This window comes from Winogradskyella luteola (assembly GCF_019203985.1).
Classification (GTDB): domain Bacteria; phylum Bacteroidota; class Bacteroidia; order Flavobacteriales; family Flavobacteriaceae; genus Winogradskyella; species Winogradskyella luteola.
This window is the reverse complement of record NZ_JAGSPD010000001.1, coordinates 332,008-351,859: the sequence shown is the minus strand read 5'-3', so window position 1 is coordinate 351,859 and position 19,852 is coordinate 332,008. Positions and strand designations below refer to the sequence as shown.

The 19,852-nt window shown below is 34.1% G+C and carries 19 protein-coding genes; 8 read left to right on the top strand and 11 right to left on the bottom strand.

The features are described from left to right. The first annotated feature begins 94 nt into the window (after window positions 1-94). Window positions 95-892 carry a DUF6503 family protein gene (locus KCG49_RS01735; protein WP_218544446.1) on the top strand — a complete coding sequence of 266 codons (798 nt, stop codon included), beginning with the start codon at window positions 95-97 and terminating at the stop codon, window positions 890-892. Between the two features lie 125 nt (window positions 893-1,017). Here KCG49_RS01735 and KCG49_RS01730 read toward each other — a convergent pair whose 3' ends face one another. From KCG49_RS01730 to KCG49_RS01720, 3 genes are all read right to left on the bottom strand, one after another. Then, window positions 1,018-2,331, bottom strand: coding sequence for an amidohydrolase family protein (locus KCG49_RS01730; RefSeq protein ID WP_218544445.1), 1,314 nt, complete (start codon window positions 2,329-2,331; stop codon window positions 1,018-1,020). Window positions 2,332-2,343: 12 nt separating this feature from the next. Next, window positions 2,344-5,316, bottom strand: a complete 2,973-nt coding sequence (locus tag KCG49_RS01725; RefSeq protein ID WP_256259821.1) for an amidohydrolase family protein — start codon at window positions 5,314-5,316, stop codon at window positions 2,344-2,346. A 231-nt stretch (window positions 5,317-5,547) separates the two neighbouring features. After that, window positions 5,548-6,615: a DUF3810 domain-containing protein gene (locus KCG49_RS01720; protein ID WP_218544444.1), complete on the bottom strand. Its 1,068-nt coding sequence runs from the start codon at window positions 6,613-6,615 to the stop codon at window positions 5,548-5,550. A gap of 189 nt (window positions 6,616-6,804) precedes the next feature. On the opposite strand from KCG49_RS01720, the gene KCG49_RS01715 reads away from it, so the two are divergent. Further along, entirely contained in the window at window positions 6,805-8,265 is a 1,461-nt protein-coding gene (locus tag KCG49_RS01715; protein WP_218544443.1) for an aminoacyl-histidine dipeptidase, read from the top strand. A gap of 68 nt (window positions 8,266-8,333) precedes the next feature. Here KCG49_RS01715 and KCG49_RS01710 read toward each other — a convergent pair whose 3' ends face one another. The 4 genes from KCG49_RS01710 to KCG49_RS01695 all read right to left on the bottom strand — a co-directional run bounded on the left by KCG49_RS01710 (window position 8,334) and on the right by KCG49_RS01695 (window position 11,569). Beyond that, the gene (locus KCG49_RS01710) at window positions 8,334-8,651 is read right to left on the bottom strand and encodes a beta/gamma crystallin family protein (RefSeq protein WP_218544442.1); all 318 of its coding nucleotides are present in this window, start codon (window positions 8,649-8,651) and stop codon (window positions 8,334-8,336) included. 186 nt (window positions 8,652-8,837) lie between these two features. Beyond that, window positions 8,838-9,998, bottom strand: coding sequence for a peptidylprolyl isomerase (locus tag KCG49_RS01705; protein WP_218544441.1), 1,161 nt, complete (start codon window positions 9,996-9,998; stop codon window positions 8,838-8,840). Further along, on the bottom strand, window positions 9,991-10,524 hold the full coding sequence (gene gldI, locus KCG49_RS01700) for a gliding motility-associated peptidyl-prolyl isomerase GldI (protein ID WP_218544440.1): 534 nt from the start codon (window positions 10,522-10,524) through the stop codon (window positions 9,991-9,993). The genes KCG49_RS01705 and gldI overlap by 8 nt, the downstream gene beginning before the upstream one ends. A gap of 10 nt (window positions 10,525-10,534) precedes the next feature. Then, window positions 10,535-11,569, bottom strand: coding sequence for a DHH family phosphoesterase (locus tag KCG49_RS01695; RefSeq protein ID WP_218544439.1), 1,035 nt, complete (start codon window positions 11,567-11,569; stop codon window positions 10,535-10,537). Window positions 11,570-11,891: 322 nt separating this feature from the next. Here KCG49_RS01695 and KCG49_RS01690 point away from each other — a divergent pair, with 322 nt between their 5' ends. Further along, a complete protein-coding gene (locus tag KCG49_RS01690) occupies window positions 11,892-12,311 on the top strand; it encodes a nucleoside-diphosphate kinase (RefSeq protein WP_218544438.1) in 420 nt (139 codons plus the stop codon). Window positions 12,312-12,506: 195 nt separating this feature from the next. Here the strand turns inward: KCG49_RS01690 and KCG49_RS01685 are convergent, their stop codons facing one another. From KCG49_RS01685 to KCG49_RS01670, 4 genes are all read right to left on the bottom strand, one after another. Next, entirely contained in the window at window positions 12,507-12,962 is a 456-nt protein-coding gene (locus KCG49_RS01685; protein ID WP_218544437.1) for a DUF6565 domain-containing protein, read from the bottom strand. Next, window positions 12,928-13,473, bottom strand: coding sequence for a hypothetical protein (locus KCG49_RS01680; RefSeq protein WP_218544436.1), 546 nt, complete (start codon window positions 13,471-13,473; stop codon window positions 12,928-12,930). The genes KCG49_RS01685 and KCG49_RS01680 overlap by 35 nt, the downstream gene beginning before the upstream one ends. Before the next feature lie 21 nt (window positions 13,474-13,494). Continuing rightward, window positions 13,495-14,583 carry a hypothetical protein gene (locus tag KCG49_RS01675; RefSeq protein ID WP_218544435.1) on the bottom strand — a complete coding sequence of 363 codons (1,089 nt, stop codon included), beginning with the start codon at window positions 14,581-14,583 and terminating at the stop codon, window positions 13,495-13,497. A gap of 129 nt (window positions 14,584-14,712) precedes the next feature. After that, on the bottom strand, window positions 14,713-16,566 hold the full coding sequence (locus KCG49_RS01670; RefSeq protein ID WP_218544434.1) for a serine hydrolase: 1,854 nt from the start codon (window positions 16,564-16,566) through the stop codon (window positions 14,713-14,715). Window positions 16,567-16,743: 177 nt separating this feature from the next. Here KCG49_RS01670 and KCG49_RS01665 point away from each other — a divergent pair, with 177 nt between their 5' ends. From KCG49_RS01665 to KCG49_RS01645, 5 genes are read left to right on the top strand one after another with little or no spacing between them, the layout of a single operon-like run. Further along, a complete protein-coding gene (locus tag KCG49_RS01665) occupies window positions 16,744-17,166 on the top strand; it encodes a DUF2141 domain-containing protein (RefSeq protein ID WP_218544433.1) in 423 nt (140 codons plus the stop codon). 12 nt (window positions 17,167-17,178) lie between these two features. Continuing rightward, complete coding sequence (locus KCG49_RS01660) at window positions 17,179-17,802, top strand: tetratricopeptide repeat protein (RefSeq protein ID WP_218544432.1); 624 nt, start codon at window positions 17,179-17,181, stop codon at window positions 17,800-17,802. Window positions 17,803-17,816: 14 nt separating this feature from the next. After that, window positions 17,817-19,172: a histidine kinase gene (locus tag KCG49_RS01655; RefSeq protein ID WP_218544431.1), complete on the top strand. Its 1,356-nt coding sequence runs from the start codon at window positions 17,817-17,819 to the stop codon at window positions 19,170-19,172. After that, entirely contained in the window at window positions 19,150-19,491 is a 342-nt protein-coding gene (locus tag KCG49_RS01650) for a 2TM domain-containing protein (protein ID WP_256259819.1), read from the top strand. The genes KCG49_RS01655 and KCG49_RS01650 overlap by 23 nt, the downstream gene beginning before the upstream one ends. Window positions 19,492-19,498: 7 nt before the next feature. Then, window positions 19,499-19,843 carry a 2TM domain-containing protein gene (locus KCG49_RS01645; protein ID WP_218544430.1) on the top strand — a complete coding sequence of 115 codons (345 nt, stop codon included), beginning with the start codon at window positions 19,499-19,501 and terminating at the stop codon, window positions 19,841-19,843. The last annotated feature ends 9 nt before the right edge of the window (window positions 19,844-19,852 follow it).

Below are 19,852 nucleotides of genomic sequence, written 5' to 3'. Positions count from 1 at the left end.
AATGTATTTTGCATTAGGTTTAAAAAAGACTAAGAGATTTAATACTAAGTTTGTTTTATGCATAATAGCTAAAAAGACCAATAAATATTAACAGATGAAAAAACTAACATCAATATTTCTTTTTGCAATAGTATTTGTTTCCTGTAAAAATGAAGTAAAAGTTAAGTCCACGGAAATTGAAACGGTTACTAAAGAAGACATCACTACAAGTATTTACCCTGAGTCCATTACCAAGGTGTTCGATGCTCACGGTGGAATAGACAACTGGAATAAAATGAAAACACTATCCTTTACCATGGAAAAACCAAACGGAAAGGAAGTAACCACGACTAACTTACAGACACGAGCAGAGTTGATAGATACCCCTACTTATACCATGGGTTATGATGGAAACAACTTGTGGGTGAATGAAAAAGATGAAAACGAGTATAAAGGCAATGCCAAATTTTATAAAGGTTTAATGATGTATTTCTATGCCATGCCATTTATTATTGGTGATGATGGAATAATTTATGAAGAGGTTGAACCATTAATTTTTGAAGGTAAGAGCTATCCGGGTATCTTAATCTCCTACGAAGCCGAAGTAGGTGTATCTCCTGATGATCAATATGTAGTGTATTATAATTCTGAGACTGGGCAAATGGAATGGCTGAGTTACACGGTAACATTTGGAAAAGAAGGGAAAAGCGATAATTTTAAGTATATACGTTATAACGATTGGCAAGAAATCAATGGGTTGGTATTACCAAAACGTATCAGTTGGTACAACTATGAAAATAATGTACCTACGGAATTGCGTAACACGATAGTGTTTAAAGATGTAATGCTCTCAGAAAAAGCACCAGATGATACTATATTTAAAATGCCTGAAGGTGGGAAAGTTATAGAATAATATAATTATAGTGTCATTGCGGGAAAAGTGTGACATTTTATGATAGATTCTTAGACACAGAATATATTCGAAATACTCTGAATGACAGTGAAAAAGGCGAGCTTTCAAGCTCGCCTTTTTTTGTTTTAGTCTTGTTGAATGTATTTATTTGAGTACCGCTTCCAAAGTTCTGTTTGATGAGTTTCTAGGCTTATATTTCTACCATCAATAAATGCATGTATCAATTGATTGGTACGCATATCTAAAGCATCTCCTTCGCTTATAAACAATGTAGCGCTTTTACCAACCTCTAATGTGCCATACATATCATCTATACCTAAAATCTTTGCAGCATTCTGTGTAATTAATTGTAAAGCTTGTTCTTTAGTTAAACCATAAGCCACTGTAGTACCTGCATAAAAAGGTAAATTACGAGAGTTCATGCGTTCCATTTGCCCACTGGTTTCGAGTGATACCAAAACACCTGCATCCACTAATTTTTTAGCTAACTTAAAGGTGTAATCATAATCATGGTCTTCTAGCTCTGGTCGTGTATGTACACGCTGCAACATTACTGATACGCTATTCTGCTTCAAAAAATTGCCAATATTACCGGCTTGGTAGGCACCAACGATAGTGATTTTTAAAAATCCTTGAGATTTTGCAAAATTTACAGCATCTGTAATGCCTTTTTCGTCATCCACATTAATGTAAAGCTGTTTAGAACCATCAAACAACCCTGTCATAGCTTCGAAAGGTAAATTACGTTCTTTACTATCACCTTTACTATAACTCTTAGCTTCATTAAAATAATCCGTTAGCTCTTTAACTTGCTTTGCATAATCCTTATTGGGTTTTAATCCTGGATCTTCACCAAGCCACCAGCGTCCTCTACTAAAACTATTTGGCCAATTAATGTGTATGCCATCATCAGTTTTAATGGCGGCATCTTCCCAGTTCCAAGCATCATATTGTACTATGGAAGAGGTTCCGGTGATACGACCTCCTCTGGGTACAACTTGACCTAATAGAACACCGTTCGGTCTCATGGATTCTATGACTTTAGATTCGGCATTGTATGCAATAATACTGCGTATATGTGGGTTATAAGTTCCCATTTCTGAAAGATCATTAGAGGCTTTAACCGCATCAACTTCAACTAGGCCTAAAGTGCCGTTAGAAACAATAAATCCTGGATAGACATGTTTGCCTTTGGCATCAATGATATCCATAGCTTGCAAAGTTATAGCATTGGGCTTGCTAGCGTCTAAAACGTTCTTTATCTTCCCATTACCAAAAACGATAATACTATTTTCAATGACCTCGCCATTACCTATATGTGCAGTAGCACCGACGATGGCAATATCTTTTGTTTGTTTTGGAGCAGGAGTTTGCTGTGCAAAACTTATAGTGATACACAACAAAATCAATACGATATTTATTTTATTTAATCTTTTCATGTTTGATAGTTTTTAATTGTGTGAATCCATTGAGTCGCAATGCAATAATTCTTTTTCTTTCTTTTTTACAGGTTGCGTTTTTAAACCTTTATTCTTATCCTGAAGCATAAGATTAATCAGCTCGCTTTTTTCTTTTTTGATGGCTTCTCGCATTTGTTTATCACGTTCAATATCAAAATAAGTGATACCTTCAATGATTGTTTTTTCGGCTTTGGCGTACACAGATAGTGGATGATCTGACCATAATACAACATCGGCATCTTTTCCTACTTTAAGACTGCCAACACGGTCATCTAGATGCAAGAGTTTTGCAGGGTTCAACGTTACAAATCTTAAAGCCTCTTCTTCACTAACGTTACCATACTTTACGGACTTTGCTGCCTCTTGATTGAGACGACGTGCCATTTCAGCATCATCACTATTTATGGCAACAACAACTCCAACATTATGCATTATAGCAGCATTGTAGGGTATGGCATCGTTAACTTCATATTTATATGCCCACCAATCGCTAAAGGTAGAACCTCCAACTCCATGAGCTTTCATCTTATCGGCAACTTTATAACCTTCAAGAATATGCGTGAATGTATTAATATTAAAGTCAAACTTTTCAGCAACTTTCATGAGCATATTAATCTCGCTCTGTACATAAGAGTGGCAAGAAATAAAACGTTCTTTGTTTAATATTTCTGCCAATACTTCCATTTCGGTGTCTTTACGGTAAGGTTTTCCTCTTTTTTTGGCATCATCATAAGCTTTTGCTCTCGAGAAATAATCCATAAAAACTTGTTCAACTCCCATACGCGATTGCGGAAAACGCTCGTTTCTATTGAAGCGTGATTGCTTTACATTTTCACCTAAAGCAAATTTGATAAACTTTGGTGAGTTGTCATATATTAAATCTTCAGCAGATTCTCCCCATTTTAATTTGATGATGGCTGAACGTCCACCGATAGGATTTGCAGAGCCATGTAGAATCTGTATAGAGGTTACTCCACCAGCTAAATTGCGATATATATCAATATCTTCATCATCAATAACATCCTCAATTGTAACTTCGGCAGAAGAATTCTGACCACCTTCATTAATTGACGCTGCTGCAATATGCGAATGTTCATCAATAATACCAGCAGTAATGTGTTTACCCGTAGCATCGATCACTTTGGCATTCCCATCAGAGAGGTTCTTTCCAATTTTTGAGATCTTACCATTTTTTATAAGTAAGTCTGAATTCTCTAAAACCCCATCTTGTTCATTAGTCCAAATGGTTGCATTTTTAAATAAGAGGGTTTCAGATTTTGGTTTTTCTTTAAAGCCATAAGCCAAATTTGGATAGGTAATTGGGCTCATGTACATCTTTTCAGATATAGAATCTGCTTTCTTTTCTTTTTCGCTCTTTTCTTCAGTGTCATTTTCTGATTTATTTGCATAAAATGATAATTCATTCCCGTTGGGCATAATGGCTTTACCACTTAAACTGTTTACGTTCACAGAATTTGCAACAACTCTTATGTATTCTTTTTTAGTACTATCGGCTGTTTTAAAAGTGAGATTCACCCAATCATTGGCATAACTGATTTTAGTGCCCAAGCTTTTGCTGTTACTTTCTAATTTGGCATTAGGTTTAGTTGTGCTTTCGGAAATCGAAAGTTTATAGTCTTTGCCTGCTAGTTTAAAATTATAATCTCCATCTATATCTTTTACATCCATGTTGGTAATAACATGAGGTTTACCTTGCACCCAGTTTTCAAATAACTGCGTTTTCGTATCGAAAACATCTCCTGAAGTAATTAAAAAGTTAGCATAACTTCCAGGCTTTAGTGTTCCTAAAACATCAGACTTGCCTAACAAACTAGCTGGGATAGTGGTTAAAGCCTCCAGAGCTTTTTGTTTGGAAAGACCACTTTCTATGGCTTTCATAAGATTGGATTTAAAGGTCTTTTTAGATTTTAAACCATGCGTTGTTAAAGCAAATTGAATACCATTCTCTGCCAATAATCTCGGATTATGTGGTGCTTGATTCCATGCGCGCATGTCGCTCAATGACAGAGTAGAAGCCAAGAATGCATTGTCTACATCGTAGGCCAATTGAAAATCGATAGGAAGAATAATGGTAGCATTGGTATTCTTTACTTCATTAATACGCTCATATTCATCACCGCCACCAACAATGGTGTATTGTACATTAGATGCATCACCAACTTTATCAGCTCGCATTACATTGGCTCTACTACCAGCTTCAAAAATTTGAAGTAAGTTTTTGTTGCTGTTTAAAGCTTCGAGTGATAAATCTTTAGTGTCCACATTTCCGTCTGAATACCATTTTGCATCATTATACATTTGACGCAATAATGCCATACTTCCCATAATAGAAGATGGATAAGACTGACGGGAGGTTACACTTTTACGAAACGAAAAGTGCTGTGTGGTTTCACCATCTAAAACACGCATAGAATTATCGGCACCGTTATTTAGTGCAATAAGTGCTCCAGTACCTCTTACAATACCATCTGGCATATGCGTGTTTACGACTCCAAAACCTAATTTATGCAACTCAGAAGCTGATTTGCTATCGTACTTAAAACTAGCCATTACGTCTTGTTCTGGCATAATATGGTCATTCCAATAAAACCCACTTCTACTCGCTCCATATATTGGTCCGTTACCATTACGTTCTGGTTTTTTAACCCCAAAAGTTGTGTACATATCAATAAATGAAGGGTAAATCATTTTTCCCGTAAGGTCAACTTTAGTAGTGTTTTTGGGAATATTTATAGATTTACCTACATTAACCACCTTGCCATCTTTTATTAATAACGTGGCGTTTTCGATAGTCTCAGTCGGTGATAAGTGTATAGTTGCATTGGTAAATGCTGTGTAATTGGAATTATTTGCTTTCACTCCAGTATTACTTGGAAAGTAGTCTTGTGCAAACAGCGAAACACTGCACATAAATATGAGCAGACGTAGATGTACTTTTATCATATAGCTGGTTAGTTAATAATTAGAAATCTAAAGATAAGTATAATAGATAAAAGAAACTTGGATAAGTTTATTTTAACTTTTAGAATCCATTGTTCTCAAGGAAATGCTTCTTCGAATAAATTTTTCGATTGTAACCAAGAAAAATTTATATTGAGATGTATAAGTGTTGTTCTAAAATTGTTCTTGAGAAGATTTCTTATTCTTCAGAATCATTTTAACTAGGTTTGAAGTTTATAAAACTTTGTCATCATAATAATTAACCAAAAGTGCAACAACATAGCTGTAGCTTTTCATTCCGGCAGATTGATTGTTGGCTTTTAAAAAGCTATCGAATGTTTTTTCAAACATAGGCTCTAAAGGGTTTTCATAAGATCTCCAAAAGTCTTCAACCTCTTGGTAATTCTTTAAAATACCTTTATTTACTGTGGAAAGTATGTCGTAGTATAAATCTTTATCGCGTCTAAAAATTTCTACCAAGCAATAACGTAACCCAAAGGTGTAACCAGAGTATTTAAAATGTATATCATCATTATGTATAGCAGCCAGACTTCCAATGAAATTAGCTTCATTTTCGGCAGCATAGCCTAATTGGTGCGCTGCTTCATGACACGATGTTGTCGGGAATTTGTAAACAGGAATTAATCCATTAACCTGAGCTTCATTGGTAAATGGGTTGAGGTAACCAGAAAAACCCATGTAAGTAAGTGCCGTGCTGTAAATGGATTTCTTTACGCTTTTTGATTGGTAATGAAGATGCGGGTACATTTTTGATAATGTTTCATAACCGTTGCTTACCATATCAAATGCTTCAGATTTTGTAAAAGGCATTTCAACTTTTGCTGAATCGTTAACGGCAAGTTGGTTATGAATAGCATTCGATCTTTTAATGAGACGTTTTGTAAAACTTACTAATTGTTCAGTCGTATATTCAGCTTCAATATTCAAGGATTTATACAGTGGTTGTCTGTAATAATTAAAAGCCCAAAGTATATGAAATGCAAAATAAGCGATAGAAATAGTTGCACCAATATCTAATAACCAATTAATAGTGTCTTTTACAATACGTTTTCTGTTTATAATCAACCATCTTATAAGATAAATACTTGCAATGGTGTAGAATATATCTCCCATTGAAAATGGAATCCAACCAAAAGCGTAGCGCATTGATTTAGAAATGAAAACATAGAGTCCATTACTGTAAAATTGCTCAATAAATTTAGGAAAGCTTTTTAAGATTGAAATCAGTAGGATTTGAATTCCAAGAAAAAGGATTAGAATGATTTTTTTGTTTTTCAACATAAATCAAAAATAGGGAAAAGAAATAATTAAAAAAGAGCCAAGATCACTTCGTTTTAGAATTAAGAAATATAAAGTGAGATTCTGAAACAAGTTCTAAATTAAAAAAGGAAAACATTCGATTTTGTATTTTTGCAATCTAAACAGAATCAATTATTAATTTTAAAAATAGCCACTTTTGTGGACATGAATATGAGTTCAGAAATAAGACAATTAGAACCCAAAGCCCTTTGGGATAAATTTGCAGATTTAAATGCCGTGCCACGACCTTCAAAAAAAGAAGAGCGTGTTATACAATTTATGAAAAATTTTGGCGAAAATCTAGGTTTGGAAACCATAGAAGATGAGGTAGGTAATGTTATTATTAGAAAGCCAGCAACTCAAGGCATGGAAGATCGCAAACCTATAGTTATGCAATCGCATTTAGATATGGTACATCAAAAAAATAATGATACCGTTTTCGATTTTGATACACAAGGTATTGAGATGTTTGTTGAAGGCGATTGGGTAAAAGCTAAAGGTACTACTCTCGGTGCCGATAATGGACTTGGAGTGGCTACGATTATGGCGATTCTGGAGAGCGATTCTATCGCACACCCAGATTTGGAAGCGTTGTTTACTATCGATGAGGAAACTGGCATGACAGGTGCTATGGGCCTAAAAGGTGGCTTATTAAAAGGAGACATACTTTTAAATTTAGATACCGAAGAAGATGATGAAATTGGAGTCGGCTGTGCTGGCGGAATTGATATTACAGCAACTGGTACCTACAATGAAGCCAGGGTTATTCAAGAAGGTAATATGGCTTATAAAATTGAAGTTAAAGGACTTCAAGGTGGTCACTCTGGTATGCAAATCCATGAAGGCTTGGGTAATGCCAATAAAATCATGAACCGTTTATTATATGCTGTTATTGAAGACATAAACGTTGCAGAGATTGATGGTGGAAGTTTGCGTAATGCCATACCTAGGGAAAGCGTTTCAACTATAGTTTTTGAAGCGGACAAAGAAGCTGTTCTCACAAGTTTATTAAATGCGTTGTCTGAAACCATTAAGAAAGAGTTTAAAACTATGGAGCCAGATATGGAAATTGTACTTTCTGAAACAACATTGCCTGAGAAAGTGATGCCACAAGAAGCCCAAGAGCAGCTCGTTAATGCGATATATGCTGCTCATAATGGTGTTTACACTATGAGTGCTGATATTCCTGATTTGGTAGAAACCTCTAATAATATTGCTCGAGTTATGGTTAAGGATGGTAATATTAAAGTAGGTTGTTTAACGCGTAGTTCAGTGGAATCTTCAAAAATGGATTTGGCAAATTCGCTACGTGCCACTTTTGAATTGGCTGGTTGCGATGTTGAATTTTCTGGGGAGTATCCTGGATGGCAACCCAATATGGATTCAGATATTCTAAAAGTTATGGTGCCAATTTATGAACGCTTAAATAATGGAGAACAGCCTCATGTAGCTGCATGTCACGCAGGATTGGAGTGTGGTATTTTGGGAACAAATTATCCAGATATGGATATGATTAGTTTTGGTCCAAATATAAAAGGCGCACATTCGCCAGATGAGCGTGCGCAGATTTCTTCTACTCAGAAATATTGGAAATTTGTATTAGAGATTTTAAAACATATTCCGAAGCGATAATAATAAAGGATTTAAAAGGCCTGTTGGACTTTAAAATCTAACAGGCTTTTTAGACATGTTAGGTAATTTTATCTCCAGATACAATCTCCTTGCAATACTCCGTTTTTGTATATTTTAATTGAAGATACAATATCATTAAAGTGATACTTTTCTAAGTTCACTATACTGCTATTGGTTCTGTAAGATCGACCTTGAAAGTGGCTGGCTTCAAAAATTTCGATGATCCATCCTTGTCCGCTAGGTACAAATATTGATGAAATCTTGTCGTTCCAACCAACATTGTTGAAATTAAATTCTGTGCATCCAATACTTACTTGAGCACCGCGAGGATCATTACGATTAAACGCTGCATGTTCATATATAATAGGGCTATTATATGTAGTCATGTCAAGGCTTTTTGTTTGTGTCTCGTTAGCAGGAGCAAAAGCCAGTGAACCTAATAAGGCTAAAACTAAAATTACATTTCTCATTGTTTTACATTTTATGGGTTAATATTAAAACCAATGTAAATGAGATTTGCGCACAAAAAAATCCCCAGTATTGGGGATTTTATAGTTTATGTTATTTTGATGTTATTCTGCAATGCCTGCTATTTCAATATCAAAAACAAGATTGGTTTTTCCAGGAATAACTGGTGGTCTACCTGTTTCACCATAGCCTAAATAATACGGTATAAACACTCTGGCTTTATCACCAACCTTCATATTTAGCATGGCTTCTCTAAATCCAGCAACTAAACTAGCTGTTTCATTATATGGCATAGGGAAAGGAGCGTAACGTCCTGCTTTTTCTTGGCGTTCGTCATATTTTCCATTCTTCTCGGCTACGTCTTTCCAAGTTGTCCAAAACAAAGTGCCATCTTCAAAATAACCCGCACAATCAATATTTACACGCTGGGCTGAAGTTGGTTTTACACCATCGCCTTCATGAGTGAAAATCATAGCCATTCCTGTTGGTGAATCTATACGGCGACCTTCTAATTCTTCATTTTTCTTAAGCCAATCAGCCTTAGCCTTTTTTGCTAATTCTTCAGCTTTTTTTCTCGCTTCAGCTTTTAGTTTTTCTTGCTTCTCTTTTATTTTTGGCATCTCTTCTTCAAATACCTTTGGTGCATCAAAGAACTTAGCATCCTTGCCTTTTCTGATGATGTTTAGTTCAGTAATAACAACATCTTCAACAGGTTTATGGTTTCTTCTACTAGGATCGATAACTTTAACATTAGAAATAGAATCGTGTACATCCATACCTTCTATAACTTGTCCGAAAACGGCGTGTCTGTCATCTAAACTTGGCCATTCTTTTTCCATAATAAAAAACTGGCTTCCATTGGCATCTCTGCCTGGATTGGCCATTGATAGCACTCCTGGTTTGTCGTGCTTTAATTCTGGGTGAAATTCATCTGGAAATTTGTATCCAGGATCACCACTGCCAGATGCTGTGGGGTCACCACCTTGAATCATAAAGTTATTGACCACACGATGAAAAGTAATGCTATCGTAATAACGCTTGCCTTTGAATTCTTCCTTAACCATTGGATGATTACCTTCTGCTAAGGCTACAAAATTGGCAACGGTTACAGGAACCTTATCGTAATAAAGTTCTGCAAGCATGGTTCCTTTGTTGGTTACAAATTCGGCATAAAGTCCATCTTCTAAATTAGGATAACGTTCTTGGCAAGAAATATTTACCAATACGAGTAATACAACGAGTGCTGTAAGTGCTTTTTTAATCATTTTCTTGTGTTATTGTATTTAATGTTACTTCGCAAATTAAAGGAATGTTGGTTCCTATTTTATTATCATCACCATAGTAGCCATACGCTTTTTGCGATGGAAAAATAAAGGTGATACTTTCTTCTGGTTTCATGAGTTTTAATCCTTCACGCAGACCTGTGAATAATTCTTGTTTATCCATAACATAGGTCTTGTTTTCATTGGCATAGATTTCTTTGCCGCTGATATCAGAGACATTAAAATTAAAATCTACAATGTCTCCAAACTCTGGTTGTATGGTATCGTTTTCAACTTTTGTATTGTAATAATACCAAAATCCGCTTTCGGAAGCAATATAGTTTTTGTCAGGATTACTTTTTATAATATTTTGAATGAGCTGTTTTTCTTTCTCATTCAGTTTTTTGTTACGCTTGGCTGATTCTTTTAAGAAGGAACCCGATTGTACAGACTCTGGCATTCTGGCTTCGGGTGATTTACAACTGAAGCAAAATGACGTTAAAATAAGTATTATTAGTAGGTTCCTCATCTTGAATAAATTAATGCCCATTATTGGTCGGTTGGGACAATTCATTTTTATACTGCGGTAATATACTAATAAATTTGTCAATGGTAGATTGCATATCAGTTTCGCTGCGTCCACCAGCTGCATTGGTATGGCCTCCACCATTAAAGTGCGCTCTGGAAAATTCGTTCACGGAAAATTCACCTTTACTTCGCAAAGAAATCTTTATTATGTCTTCTTGTTTATTTTCAATAAAGATTGCTGCAAAGATGATACCTTCTAACGACAATCCATAATTAACAAAACCTTCGGTGTCTCCTTTTTTAAAATTGAATTCATCCAGTTCTGCTTGCGAAAGTGTGGTATAGGCTGTTCGCAGTTCTGGAATCACTTTAAGGTTTTGCATGGCTCTTCCTAATAATTGTAAACGGCTATAACTATTTGAGTCGAATACATTATTGTGAATTTGCGAATTATCTGCTCCGCTTTCAATTAGATTTCCGATGACCTGATGCGTTTTACTTGTAGTTGAAGGAAAACGAAAAGAACCGGTATCTGTCATAATACCAACGTAGAGACAGGTCGCCATAGCCGCGTCAATTCTGTTGGTATCACCCAGCATTTCAATGAAATTATACACCATTTCGCAAGTAGAAGACATGCTCACATCAGAATACGTGTATTTGGCATAATCATCGGGTTGCTGATGGTGGTCTATCATAATCTTGATGGCCTCAGAATTTTCTAAGACTTCTGCCATGTTTCCAGCACGATGAAATGCATTGAAATCTAAAGTAAACAATATGTCTGCTTTTTCAATAAGCATTTCACTGTCTTCAGGTTGCGTTTCAAATTTCAAAACTTTATCATCTCCCGGTAACCATTTTAAAAAATCAGGATAATCATTAGGTGCAATTACTGTCGCCTTGTGATTGTACGTTTTTAAATAATGATACAAGCCTAAAGTAGAGCCCATTGCATCACCATCGGGATTTTTATGTGGTACAATGACGATGTGTTTAGGTGTACTTAAAAGTTCTTTTAGTTCTAAAATTTGCGCTTTAATCATAAGAGGCGAATTTACAATTTTTAGAGGTTTTGAAAACTATTTTAATATGAAATTAAGACAATGTTTTATGGTACGATTGTCATTTTGTACTTGGTTAGGAATCTATTTTCGAGAGATTTTGTGGATTCCTGCCTACGCAAGGATAACAAAGCATATGCTCCAATAGTTCTCTATAGTTTCACTGAGCTTGTCGAAGTGCAAAATTTCAGAGAAGTAATTTTAATCGAATTGACGATTATATCCTAACATTAATTTAATAAATGCTAAGCTTGATAAATTAGAGAAATAGCTTACTTTTGCACCACATTTAAAAAAACTATACATGGCAACTAACAGAACATTTACAATGTTAAAGCCAGATGCTGTTGAAAAAGGACACATTGGCGCAATATTAGAAAAAATTACTGCTTCAGGATTTAGAATCGTAGCAATGAAGTTAACCCAAATGACGACTGCTGATGCTCAGGAGTTTTACGCCATCCATAAAGAGCGTCCATTCTTCCCAGAATTAGTAGAGTATATGACTCGTGGACCAATTGTTGCGGCTGTTTTAGAAAAAGATAACGCTGTTGAAGATTTTAGAACTTTGATCGGTGCTACTAACCCAGCTGATGCTGCAGAAGGTACGATCCGTAAAATGTTTGCAGATTCCATTAGCGAAAACGCTGTACATGGAAGCGATAGTGATGATAATGCCGCTATTGAAGGTGCGTTCCATTTTTCTGGTAGAGAGATGTTTTAAGAAAAAGTATTTGTATAAAATTGAAAAGACCATCTGTGAGGATGGTCTTTTTTGTTTTGAGTGTTCTTGTATATGAAAAGTAGCGGATTTTAAGCACTAACTTTTCGGTTTGTTACAGTTGTTTGATTTATATATTTTACTTTCGATAAAGCGATTAAACCGCTACTATTTTTATACATTGTTGGCAACAGTAATTTATTCCAAAAGTTTATCAATTAAGATAGTTGTTCTTTCGTTTTCTAAATCGTTAAACCCTATTCTTAATTCTCTAATTATGTCATTTACTTCAATCGCCAAATCTTTAAATAAATTATTATATTCTCCAGCTATTAGTGATTTAATAGTTATATCTCCTTTATAAAATCTAAAAACAAAGTTGAATCTCTGAACTCGTACTTTTTCGCTTGAAGAAAGTTCGCCTTGGAACTTATTATATTTTGAATTATAAAAGTCATCATTAATTTTGTCTTTGGTTAACCAATCAGACTCATTAAATTCTCTCCAATCTCTTTTTATATCAACTACAAAGCGTTCATAGTCCTTGAGATAATCATCCTTTGTATAATTTGTCTCACACGATAGTAAAGTCAAGACACTTATAAAAAGTAATAAAAAATTAGTCTTTTTTTCCAACACTTTTATTTGTAGCATCTTCATATTTTTGCATTAAATTCTGAATTGTTCTTTCAAATTCATCAATTCTATCATTTAGCATTTTAAGTTGTCTATTTCTCATATTCTCACTTTTCATTTTAAAGATTTCTTCTTCATCAAGTTCCATTTGAGCGAAATAATCTTTTGTCAAGCTAACTATCTCTTTATCTAAAGCAGCTTTATTTGCAGCAAAATTTGATGTCAAACCTTTCTGAATTGATTCTGCTCCTTCTGTTAAATATTTATCAAAAGTTGCTTGTAAAGCTTGGTTAAAAAACTCATTATGCATTCTTCTTTTTTCTAAATCAGATTTTGATTCTTGTTCAAGAATTGCAGCACTGTGTTTGATAGTTTCCTTTTGTTCTACCGTTGGAAATATCCTTTGCAATAAAGTAACTTTTCTTTTTAATATAACTTGCGCATCATTTTTTTTATCACTAATTTCTTTTGCAAAGTTGTCGTGATTAACTAATGGGTTATTGTCATTTTTTTTTGGTAAATTACTCATATCTAAAACTTTTAGTTAAACTTATTTATTATTTCTTATTTGATTTTTTCCTCTTTTAAATAAATCATCAGATTTTTCCTTTACAGTATTGACGATTGACCTTGCCAAATTTGCGACAGTTTGAATTTCTTTATTAGCATCTGCTTGGTTCATTTTAATTTCAGTTTCCGTTGCATTTTCGTATTTCCCTGCTTGAATGCCGAAATCAAATATTTCTCCGTGATTCATAGCTAATACAGTAAATGAAGACCAAATAATATATTCTAATCCAACACTCAATATTAAGCTTAATATAAATACAATTAGAATGTAAGACCATTCAGGGAAATTCTTTTTAAACGTTCCTAATGTTGCTTTAAGCATTTTGTTTCCAGCAATATTCGATTTATTCAAATTATTTTCAGCATTAAGTTTATCAGTTTCTAGTTTAGCAGATAATTCTCCAATTTCAATATTTCTCTTGTTATTAACTGTATTTATTATTTGGCTTCTTCTTTTTTCCTGTGCTTCCTTATTTTTTTTAGCTTCTTTAAATCTTGGTCCTCTGAATTCTTGTCTTCCAGCAAATTTATAATCCTCTTCAGTAACCATTCTGCCATCATAAAGTGCTATTTGCGCATCAACTTCCTTTGTTTGTATTTCTAATTGGTCATCATAAGTTTTGTTTATTGCATCTCTATCTAATTCAAATTTTGATGTTAATTCAGTTTTTTTTTGCTTTAATAACAGTTCGTATTCTGGATTTTGTAAGTTATAAAATGAATAAATTAGAGTTGATAAAAAAGACACGAAAATTAGAATATATCTCAAATTCAAAAAATGTCTTTTGTCTTTAAAATAATGTGAATTTGCACTAATATCTGATTGCTTGTTTAGAAAAATGAGGAAGATTTTTACTATCTCAAATGAGAAAACAACTAAAAAGGGAACTGAAAAGATTAACCAACTTGAATCGCCAATACTTTTTTTATATAATTCTGAAAAAACTTCATATTCAATTAAACCAGATACTAAAGCTGAAATTATTCCAGCAAGGATAAATATCATATATATAATTGGAACAAATCCTTTAAAAAAAGATGAAATAAATTTGTGTATTCGTTTATTCATTCGGTTGTTTTTTTATTGTAGCCAACAGAGAACTAAAAACAATGCTTTTAGCTCCACTATGTTTTATATCTCAAATTTAGTAGTAAAGCACATTGTTTTTTATACGTAACCTTACGTATTTTTAGAGTATTACTCAGCTTTTCGCTTCGCTACAAAAGTGCCGTTTGGTTGTATAAACTTTACCTCATTAAACTCACCATCAACTTCAATAAATTCCACTTTAAAACCGTCTAAAATTTTAAGGTTAAACTTATGTGCTGCTGTTGGTACAAGTTCATATTCTGGTTGGTTAGGTACAAAAGCATAGAGCACATTTTCATCTTTAATGTATACCTTTATTTCTGTGCCCATTAAATCATATTTACCGACATAACGTTCTAAGGTTTCAATATCAACATCAATAGTATTAGGCGTACGTTTAAAAGCAATAGGATCTAACATGGGCTCGATGCCAACACGTCCATAGTCAATATCACCAGCTTCATTGGTGCTGAAGGTGATTTTTAAAGACCCTCCGATAGCTGCTGTGTCTACTTTACCTTCATTAACATCAATAAGTTCAAACGTATCGTAATGGTAATGATGTAAATATTGCCTTTTCTCATTGAGTTGTGTAAAGAGGCTGTCATTCTCTACGATAATGTCCACTTTACCATAGCCTTTATGCTCGTAAGCACCGGTATAGTCTAGCTTGGCATGAGATGGTTTTGTGCCTTTAACATTAGAGGATTCAGAACCTTCTTTGGCTTCTTCTTGTGCTTTTAGTGCTTTTTCTAAATCCTCTTTATGCTGTTTTGCCCATTCTGTTTTTTCTACTTTAAGCATGTGGTCTGCGGCAATATTTCGTATTAATCGTGGTACGGCAGAACCATTTTGGTTAGCTAATACCACAATACCCAAACTATCTGTAGGGTATAATGCTACACTTGCAGAGAAACCATCAATGTTGCCACCATGTTCTACCATATAATGCCCTTTGTAAGAATGTAAAAACCAACCATAGCCATAATTAGCATATTGTACGCCTGGTAATTCTTTATTGGGAAAACCTGCAGCAGCAACCATTTGTGAGCTCATAGCTTCTGTTATATATTTTTCAGGGATCACTTGCTCCTCACCATACTTTCCTTTGTTAATCCAAGTCATTAACCATTTGCTCATATCGTTAACACTACTGTTAATACTACCAGCTGGTGACATACCTGCAATATCGTAGTAGTCCATTTTTTCGATAGTTCTGTCTTCGTCCAAATTATAACCAAAAGCGGCATTGGTGCTGTTTTTCATACCGTCAATCCTTGTTTTAGAACGGTTCATGCCCAAAGGTTTAAAGAATTTATCTTCTATATTTTCTTCCCAAGTCTTTCCTGTAATCTTTTCTGCAATAACACCTTGCAATAAAAATCCAAAGTTATTGTAATACCACTGTTGTCGCACTCCCGTAAAGGGTTCGTGATGTTTTATACGAGCCACCAAAGTATCTTTACTATGACTTGGAAAAAAGTACCAAGCACCATCATGTCTTGGCAAACCTGTACTATGACGCATTAAATCTTTAATGATGATGTTATTGTTCATTTCATCATTGTAAAACTCTAAATCTGGCACATATTTTAACGGACTATCATCAAAGGATAGCTTGTCATCTTCTCTAAGAACACCCAAAAGAGCAGAAGTAAAAGCTTTTGTAGATGAACCTATGGCAAAAAGTGTATTGGCATCTGCAGGCACTTTATTTTCATAATCCGCATAGCCAAAACCTTTGGCATATATTATCTTATCACCTTCTACTATAGCCACGGCAAAACCGGGTGTTTTAGTACTTTCCAAAACAGAATTAAACTGTTTTTCAATGCCTTTTAAACGTTTGTCGGTTTGGGCATAAGTAAATGAGGAAATTAAAAATAGGGCGGCAATAAGAATTCTAGTTTTACTGACTTGATTTTTATTTTTCTGACGGAGTTCGTAAATCTTTAATTTCATTTTTGGTTGGGTTTAATGATTAAGATATTTTATATGTAGAAAAAGGGCTCACTAAGTTACTCTTTTTAGAACGGTTTTTTTTAAAAATTACAATTCGTCATTAAAAAAATACAATTCGGTAATTCAGGTTTTAATAATCCTAGTTTGTGACTGATATTTGTATCAAATTATTAAATCATGGAAACTCTAATAAGAATAACAGTTATATTGATTGTAAGCTTTATGACTTGTAAAGCACAGACTCAAGAGTCTTATCAATTGACGGTTAAGGTAGAAAAAGCAGATAGTAACGATGGACAAATGTTTATTGCGGTTTACAATACAGAAGCAGATTTTTTAGGCAAATCCTATACAGGCACGAAAAGTAAGATTGCTGATAATGGCTGTGTGGTAACTTTTAAAAACATTCCGGAAGGAACTTATGCAGTTTCCGTTTTTCATGATGAAAACGACAATGGTAAAATGGATACCAATTTTTTGGGAATTCCGAAAGAAGACTACGCATGCTCAAATGATGCAGCAGGTTTTTTGGGACCACCAAAATGGAAAGATGCCAAGTTTGAATTGAAAGAGAACACATCAATAACCATAACACTATAAATACTATTTAAAATGAAAAATATAATCATCATTGCCTTACTCATTTTTACAGGATTAATACAGGCACAGACCAATTTTGAAAAAGGAATGGCTAAAGCTTTTGAACTTTGGGAAGCAGACAAATGGGATGAAGCCGAGAATATGTTTGAGCGTATAGCTAAAGCCGAAACAGACGAGTGGCTTCCAAACTATTACATAGCACAGATTAACAGTTTAAAAAGCTGGAACGAAAAAGATGAAGCGGTTTTAAAAGCACAGTTAGAAAAAGCTCAAGAGCATTTGGATAGCGCAATGGCCAAAAGTGAAGACAATGCAGAACTTTTGATTATGCAAGCTCAAGTATTAACCAATTGGGTTGCTTTTGATGGTATGACTTATGGCATGAAGTATTCTGCAAAAATTTCAGATTTATATACCAAAGCCTTAAAATTAGAGCCTAAAAACCCTAGAGCTGCATTTTGTAAAGCAGATTGGAACATGGGTAGTGCTAAATATTTTGGCAAAGATACCGCACCATATTGCGAAGATATTAAAACATCGATTAAACTTTTTGATACCTTTAAGCCAGAGAGTCAGTTCCATCCTAATTGGGGAAAAAAACGCGCTGAACAGGTTCTGGAAGAATGTAAATCGTAATTAAAAGAGAAGACATGTTTAAATCAATTAAGAGTTTAATAGTTGTATTTGTTATTGGATGTATTATACAGGTGATAAGTAACCTCGTATCCGGTAATAATTTTCAATATGAAAGCTTTAATGATTTCTTAATTGATTTTGGATTTACCCAACTCTACACTTTTGTTTTAAGCTATATAAATACCATATATTTTAATTTTATAAAACAGCAAAAATTTGAAAGTTATGATGTTATAAAGCGTATTGCTTATGGTATTTCTGGGGCAACAATAATAACTATAGCTGCTATATTTTTTATAAGAGTTTTTGTTTCTGTAGTTATTTATGGCCAGTCATTTAGTGTATTTATAAGTAGGGATAGTTGGCAAAATTATGCCTTTGGTTTATGGGTTACGTTAAGCATAATTTCTGTTTTTTATGTAGTTTATTTCTATAACCGTTACCAAAAGAATAAGGTAAAAGAACAAAAGGTAATAGCTGGTGCGGCAAGTGCAAAGTTTGATGCTCTTAAGAATCAGTTGGATCCTCACTTTTTATTCAACAGTTTAAATGTGCTAACGAGTTTAATTGAAGAAAATCCAGATAGTGCCCAGAAGTTTACTACGTCGTTATCTAAAGTCTATCGCTATGTTTTAGAACAGAAAAGTAAAGAATTGGTCACAGTAGACGAAGAGTTGAATTTTGCTAGAACGTACATGTCGCTTTTAAAAATGCGTTTCGAAGATAGCATCATTTTTGAAATTCCGGATAAAGCGTCAAACCCCGAAAGTAAAGTTGTGCCTTTGTCATTACAATTGCTTTTAGAAAATGCTGTAAAGCATAATATGGTTACTTCTAATAAGCCATTGCACATTAAAATATATGAAGATGGTAACTATTTAGTAATTATGAATAATCTTCAGCCAAAGCAGATTGTTAAGAAGAGTAGTGGTGTTGGTTTAGAAAACATAAAACAACGCTATAAGCTTCTTTCAGAGCGAAAAGTTTACATCAATCAAAGAGAAAAGGATTTTGCGGTGGCAATTCCTATGCTCACAAAACAAGTATCAATTATGAGAATAACACAAAAATCTGAGGAGCGTCTTAACGACGATTATGTTAGAGCTCGCAAACGTGTAGAAGAATTAAAAGGCTTCTATTACAGTTTAATATCCTATTGTTTAGTCATACCATTTTTAATTTATATATGGTATCAATTTTCAAGACATACCATTCAATGGTTTTGGTTCCCAATGTTGGGCTGGGGCATAAGCTTAATATTTCAGGCCTATAGAGTTTATGTCGATAATGGTGCCTTGGGGGCTAAATGGGAAGAACGCAAAATAGAAGAGTATATGCGTAAGGAAGATGAAAGAAATCGTTGGAATTAATAAAGGTAGAGCTATGGATAATCAGAATTTAAAATATATAAAAGCCAAAAATAAAGTTGAAAAAGAGAAGAGTTTTTACACACATATTATTATATATCTACTAGTAAATTTGGTAATAACAACTTTTAAAGTTTGGAATAATTTAGATAGCTGGGGAAGTTTCACCAACGAACTGATAAGTATAGACGTTTTGAGCGTATGGGCGATTTGGGGCATCTTTCTGTTATTGCATTTTTTGTCCTTTAAATTTGGACAAGGATGGGAAGAACGTAAAATTGAAGAATTTATGAATAAAGAATTGTCAAACGATTCAAAATAATAATATTATGGAAAAGTATAGTATAGAACCTTATAAGGATAAAGATGAGGTTTCAGATTTCAGAAAAGAAGAAGCCTACTTAAGAGCAAAGAAAAAGGTAGATTCCCTTGTTGGATTTTATTGGCACTTAGCTGTGTATATAGTTGTTAATGTCTTTTTAATATTACTCATCGGATTGAATTCAGGCGAAGGATTTACAGGCTTTGGCCCTTATGCTACAGCAATATTTTGGGGCATTGGATTGGCATTTCATTTCATAGGAGTATTTGGACCAGATTTCTTTTTTGGCAAAGATTGGGAAAAGCGTAAAGTGCAAGAGTTTATGGATAAGGAAGAGCGTAATTGGGAATAATTAAAGTTA

Coding starts and splice junctions, on each gene's coding strand:
- KCG49_RS01735 (WP_218544446.1), top strand. CDS start 95: ATGAAAAAACTAACATCAATATTTCTTTTTGCAATAGTATTTGTTTCC.
- KCG49_RS01730 (WP_218544445.1), bottom strand. CDS start 2,331: ATGAAAAGATTAAATAAAATAAATATCGTATTGATTTTGTTGTGTATC.
- KCG49_RS01725 (WP_256259821.1), bottom strand. CDS start 5,316: ATGATAAAAGTACATCTACGTCTGCTCATATTTATGTGCAGTGTTTCG.
- KCG49_RS01720 (WP_218544444.1), bottom strand. CDS start 6,615: ATGTTGAAAAACAAAAAAATCATTCTAATCCTTTTTCTTGGAATTCAA.
- KCG49_RS01715 (WP_218544443.1), top strand. CDS start 6,805: ATGAGTTCAGAAATAAGACAATTAGAACCCAAAGCCCTTTGGGATAAA.
- KCG49_RS01710 (WP_218544442.1), bottom strand. CDS start 8,651: ATGACTACATATAATAGCCCTATTATATATGAACATGCAGCGTTTAAT.
- KCG49_RS01705 (WP_218544441.1), bottom strand. CDS start 9,998: ATGATTAAAAAAGCACTTACAGCACTCGTTGTATTACTCGTATTGGTA.
- gldI (WP_218544440.1), bottom strand. CDS start 10,524: ATGAGGAACCTACTAATAATACTTATTTTAACGTCATTTTGCTTCAGT.
- KCG49_RS01695 (WP_218544439.1), bottom strand. CDS start 11,569: ATGATTAAAGCGCAAATTTTAGAACTAAAAGAACTTTTAAGTACACCT.
- KCG49_RS01690 (WP_218544438.1), top strand. CDS start 11,892: ATGGCAACTAACAGAACATTTACAATGTTAAAGCCAGATGCTGTTGAA.
- KCG49_RS01685 (WP_218544437.1), bottom strand. CDS start 12,962: ATGCTACAAATAAAAGTGTTGGAAAAAAAGACTAATTTTTTATTACTT.
- KCG49_RS01680 (WP_218544436.1), bottom strand. CDS start 13,473: ATGAGTAATTTACCAAAAAAAAATGACAATAACCCATTAGTTAATCAC.
- KCG49_RS01675 (WP_218544435.1), bottom strand. CDS start 14,583: ATGAATAAACGAATACACAAATTTATTTCATCTTTTTTTAAAGGATTT.
- KCG49_RS01670 (WP_218544434.1), bottom strand. CDS start 16,566: ATGAAATTAAAGATTTACGAACTCCGTCAGAAAAATAAAAATCAAGTC.
- KCG49_RS01665 (WP_218544433.1), top strand. CDS start 16,744: ATGGAAACTCTAATAAGAATAACAGTTATATTGATTGTAAGCTTTATG.
- KCG49_RS01660 (WP_218544432.1), top strand. CDS start 17,179: ATGAAAAATATAATCATCATTGCCTTACTCATTTTTACAGGATTAATA.
- KCG49_RS01655 (WP_218544431.1), top strand. CDS start 17,817: ATGTTTAAATCAATTAAGAGTTTAATAGTTGTATTTGTTATTGGATGT.
- KCG49_RS01650 (WP_256259819.1), top strand. CDS start 19,150: ATGAAAGAAATCGTTGGAATTAATAAAGGTAGAGCTATGGATAATCAG.
- KCG49_RS01645 (WP_218544430.1), top strand. CDS start 19,499: ATGGAAAAGTATAGTATAGAACCTTATAAGGATAAAGATGAGGTTTCA.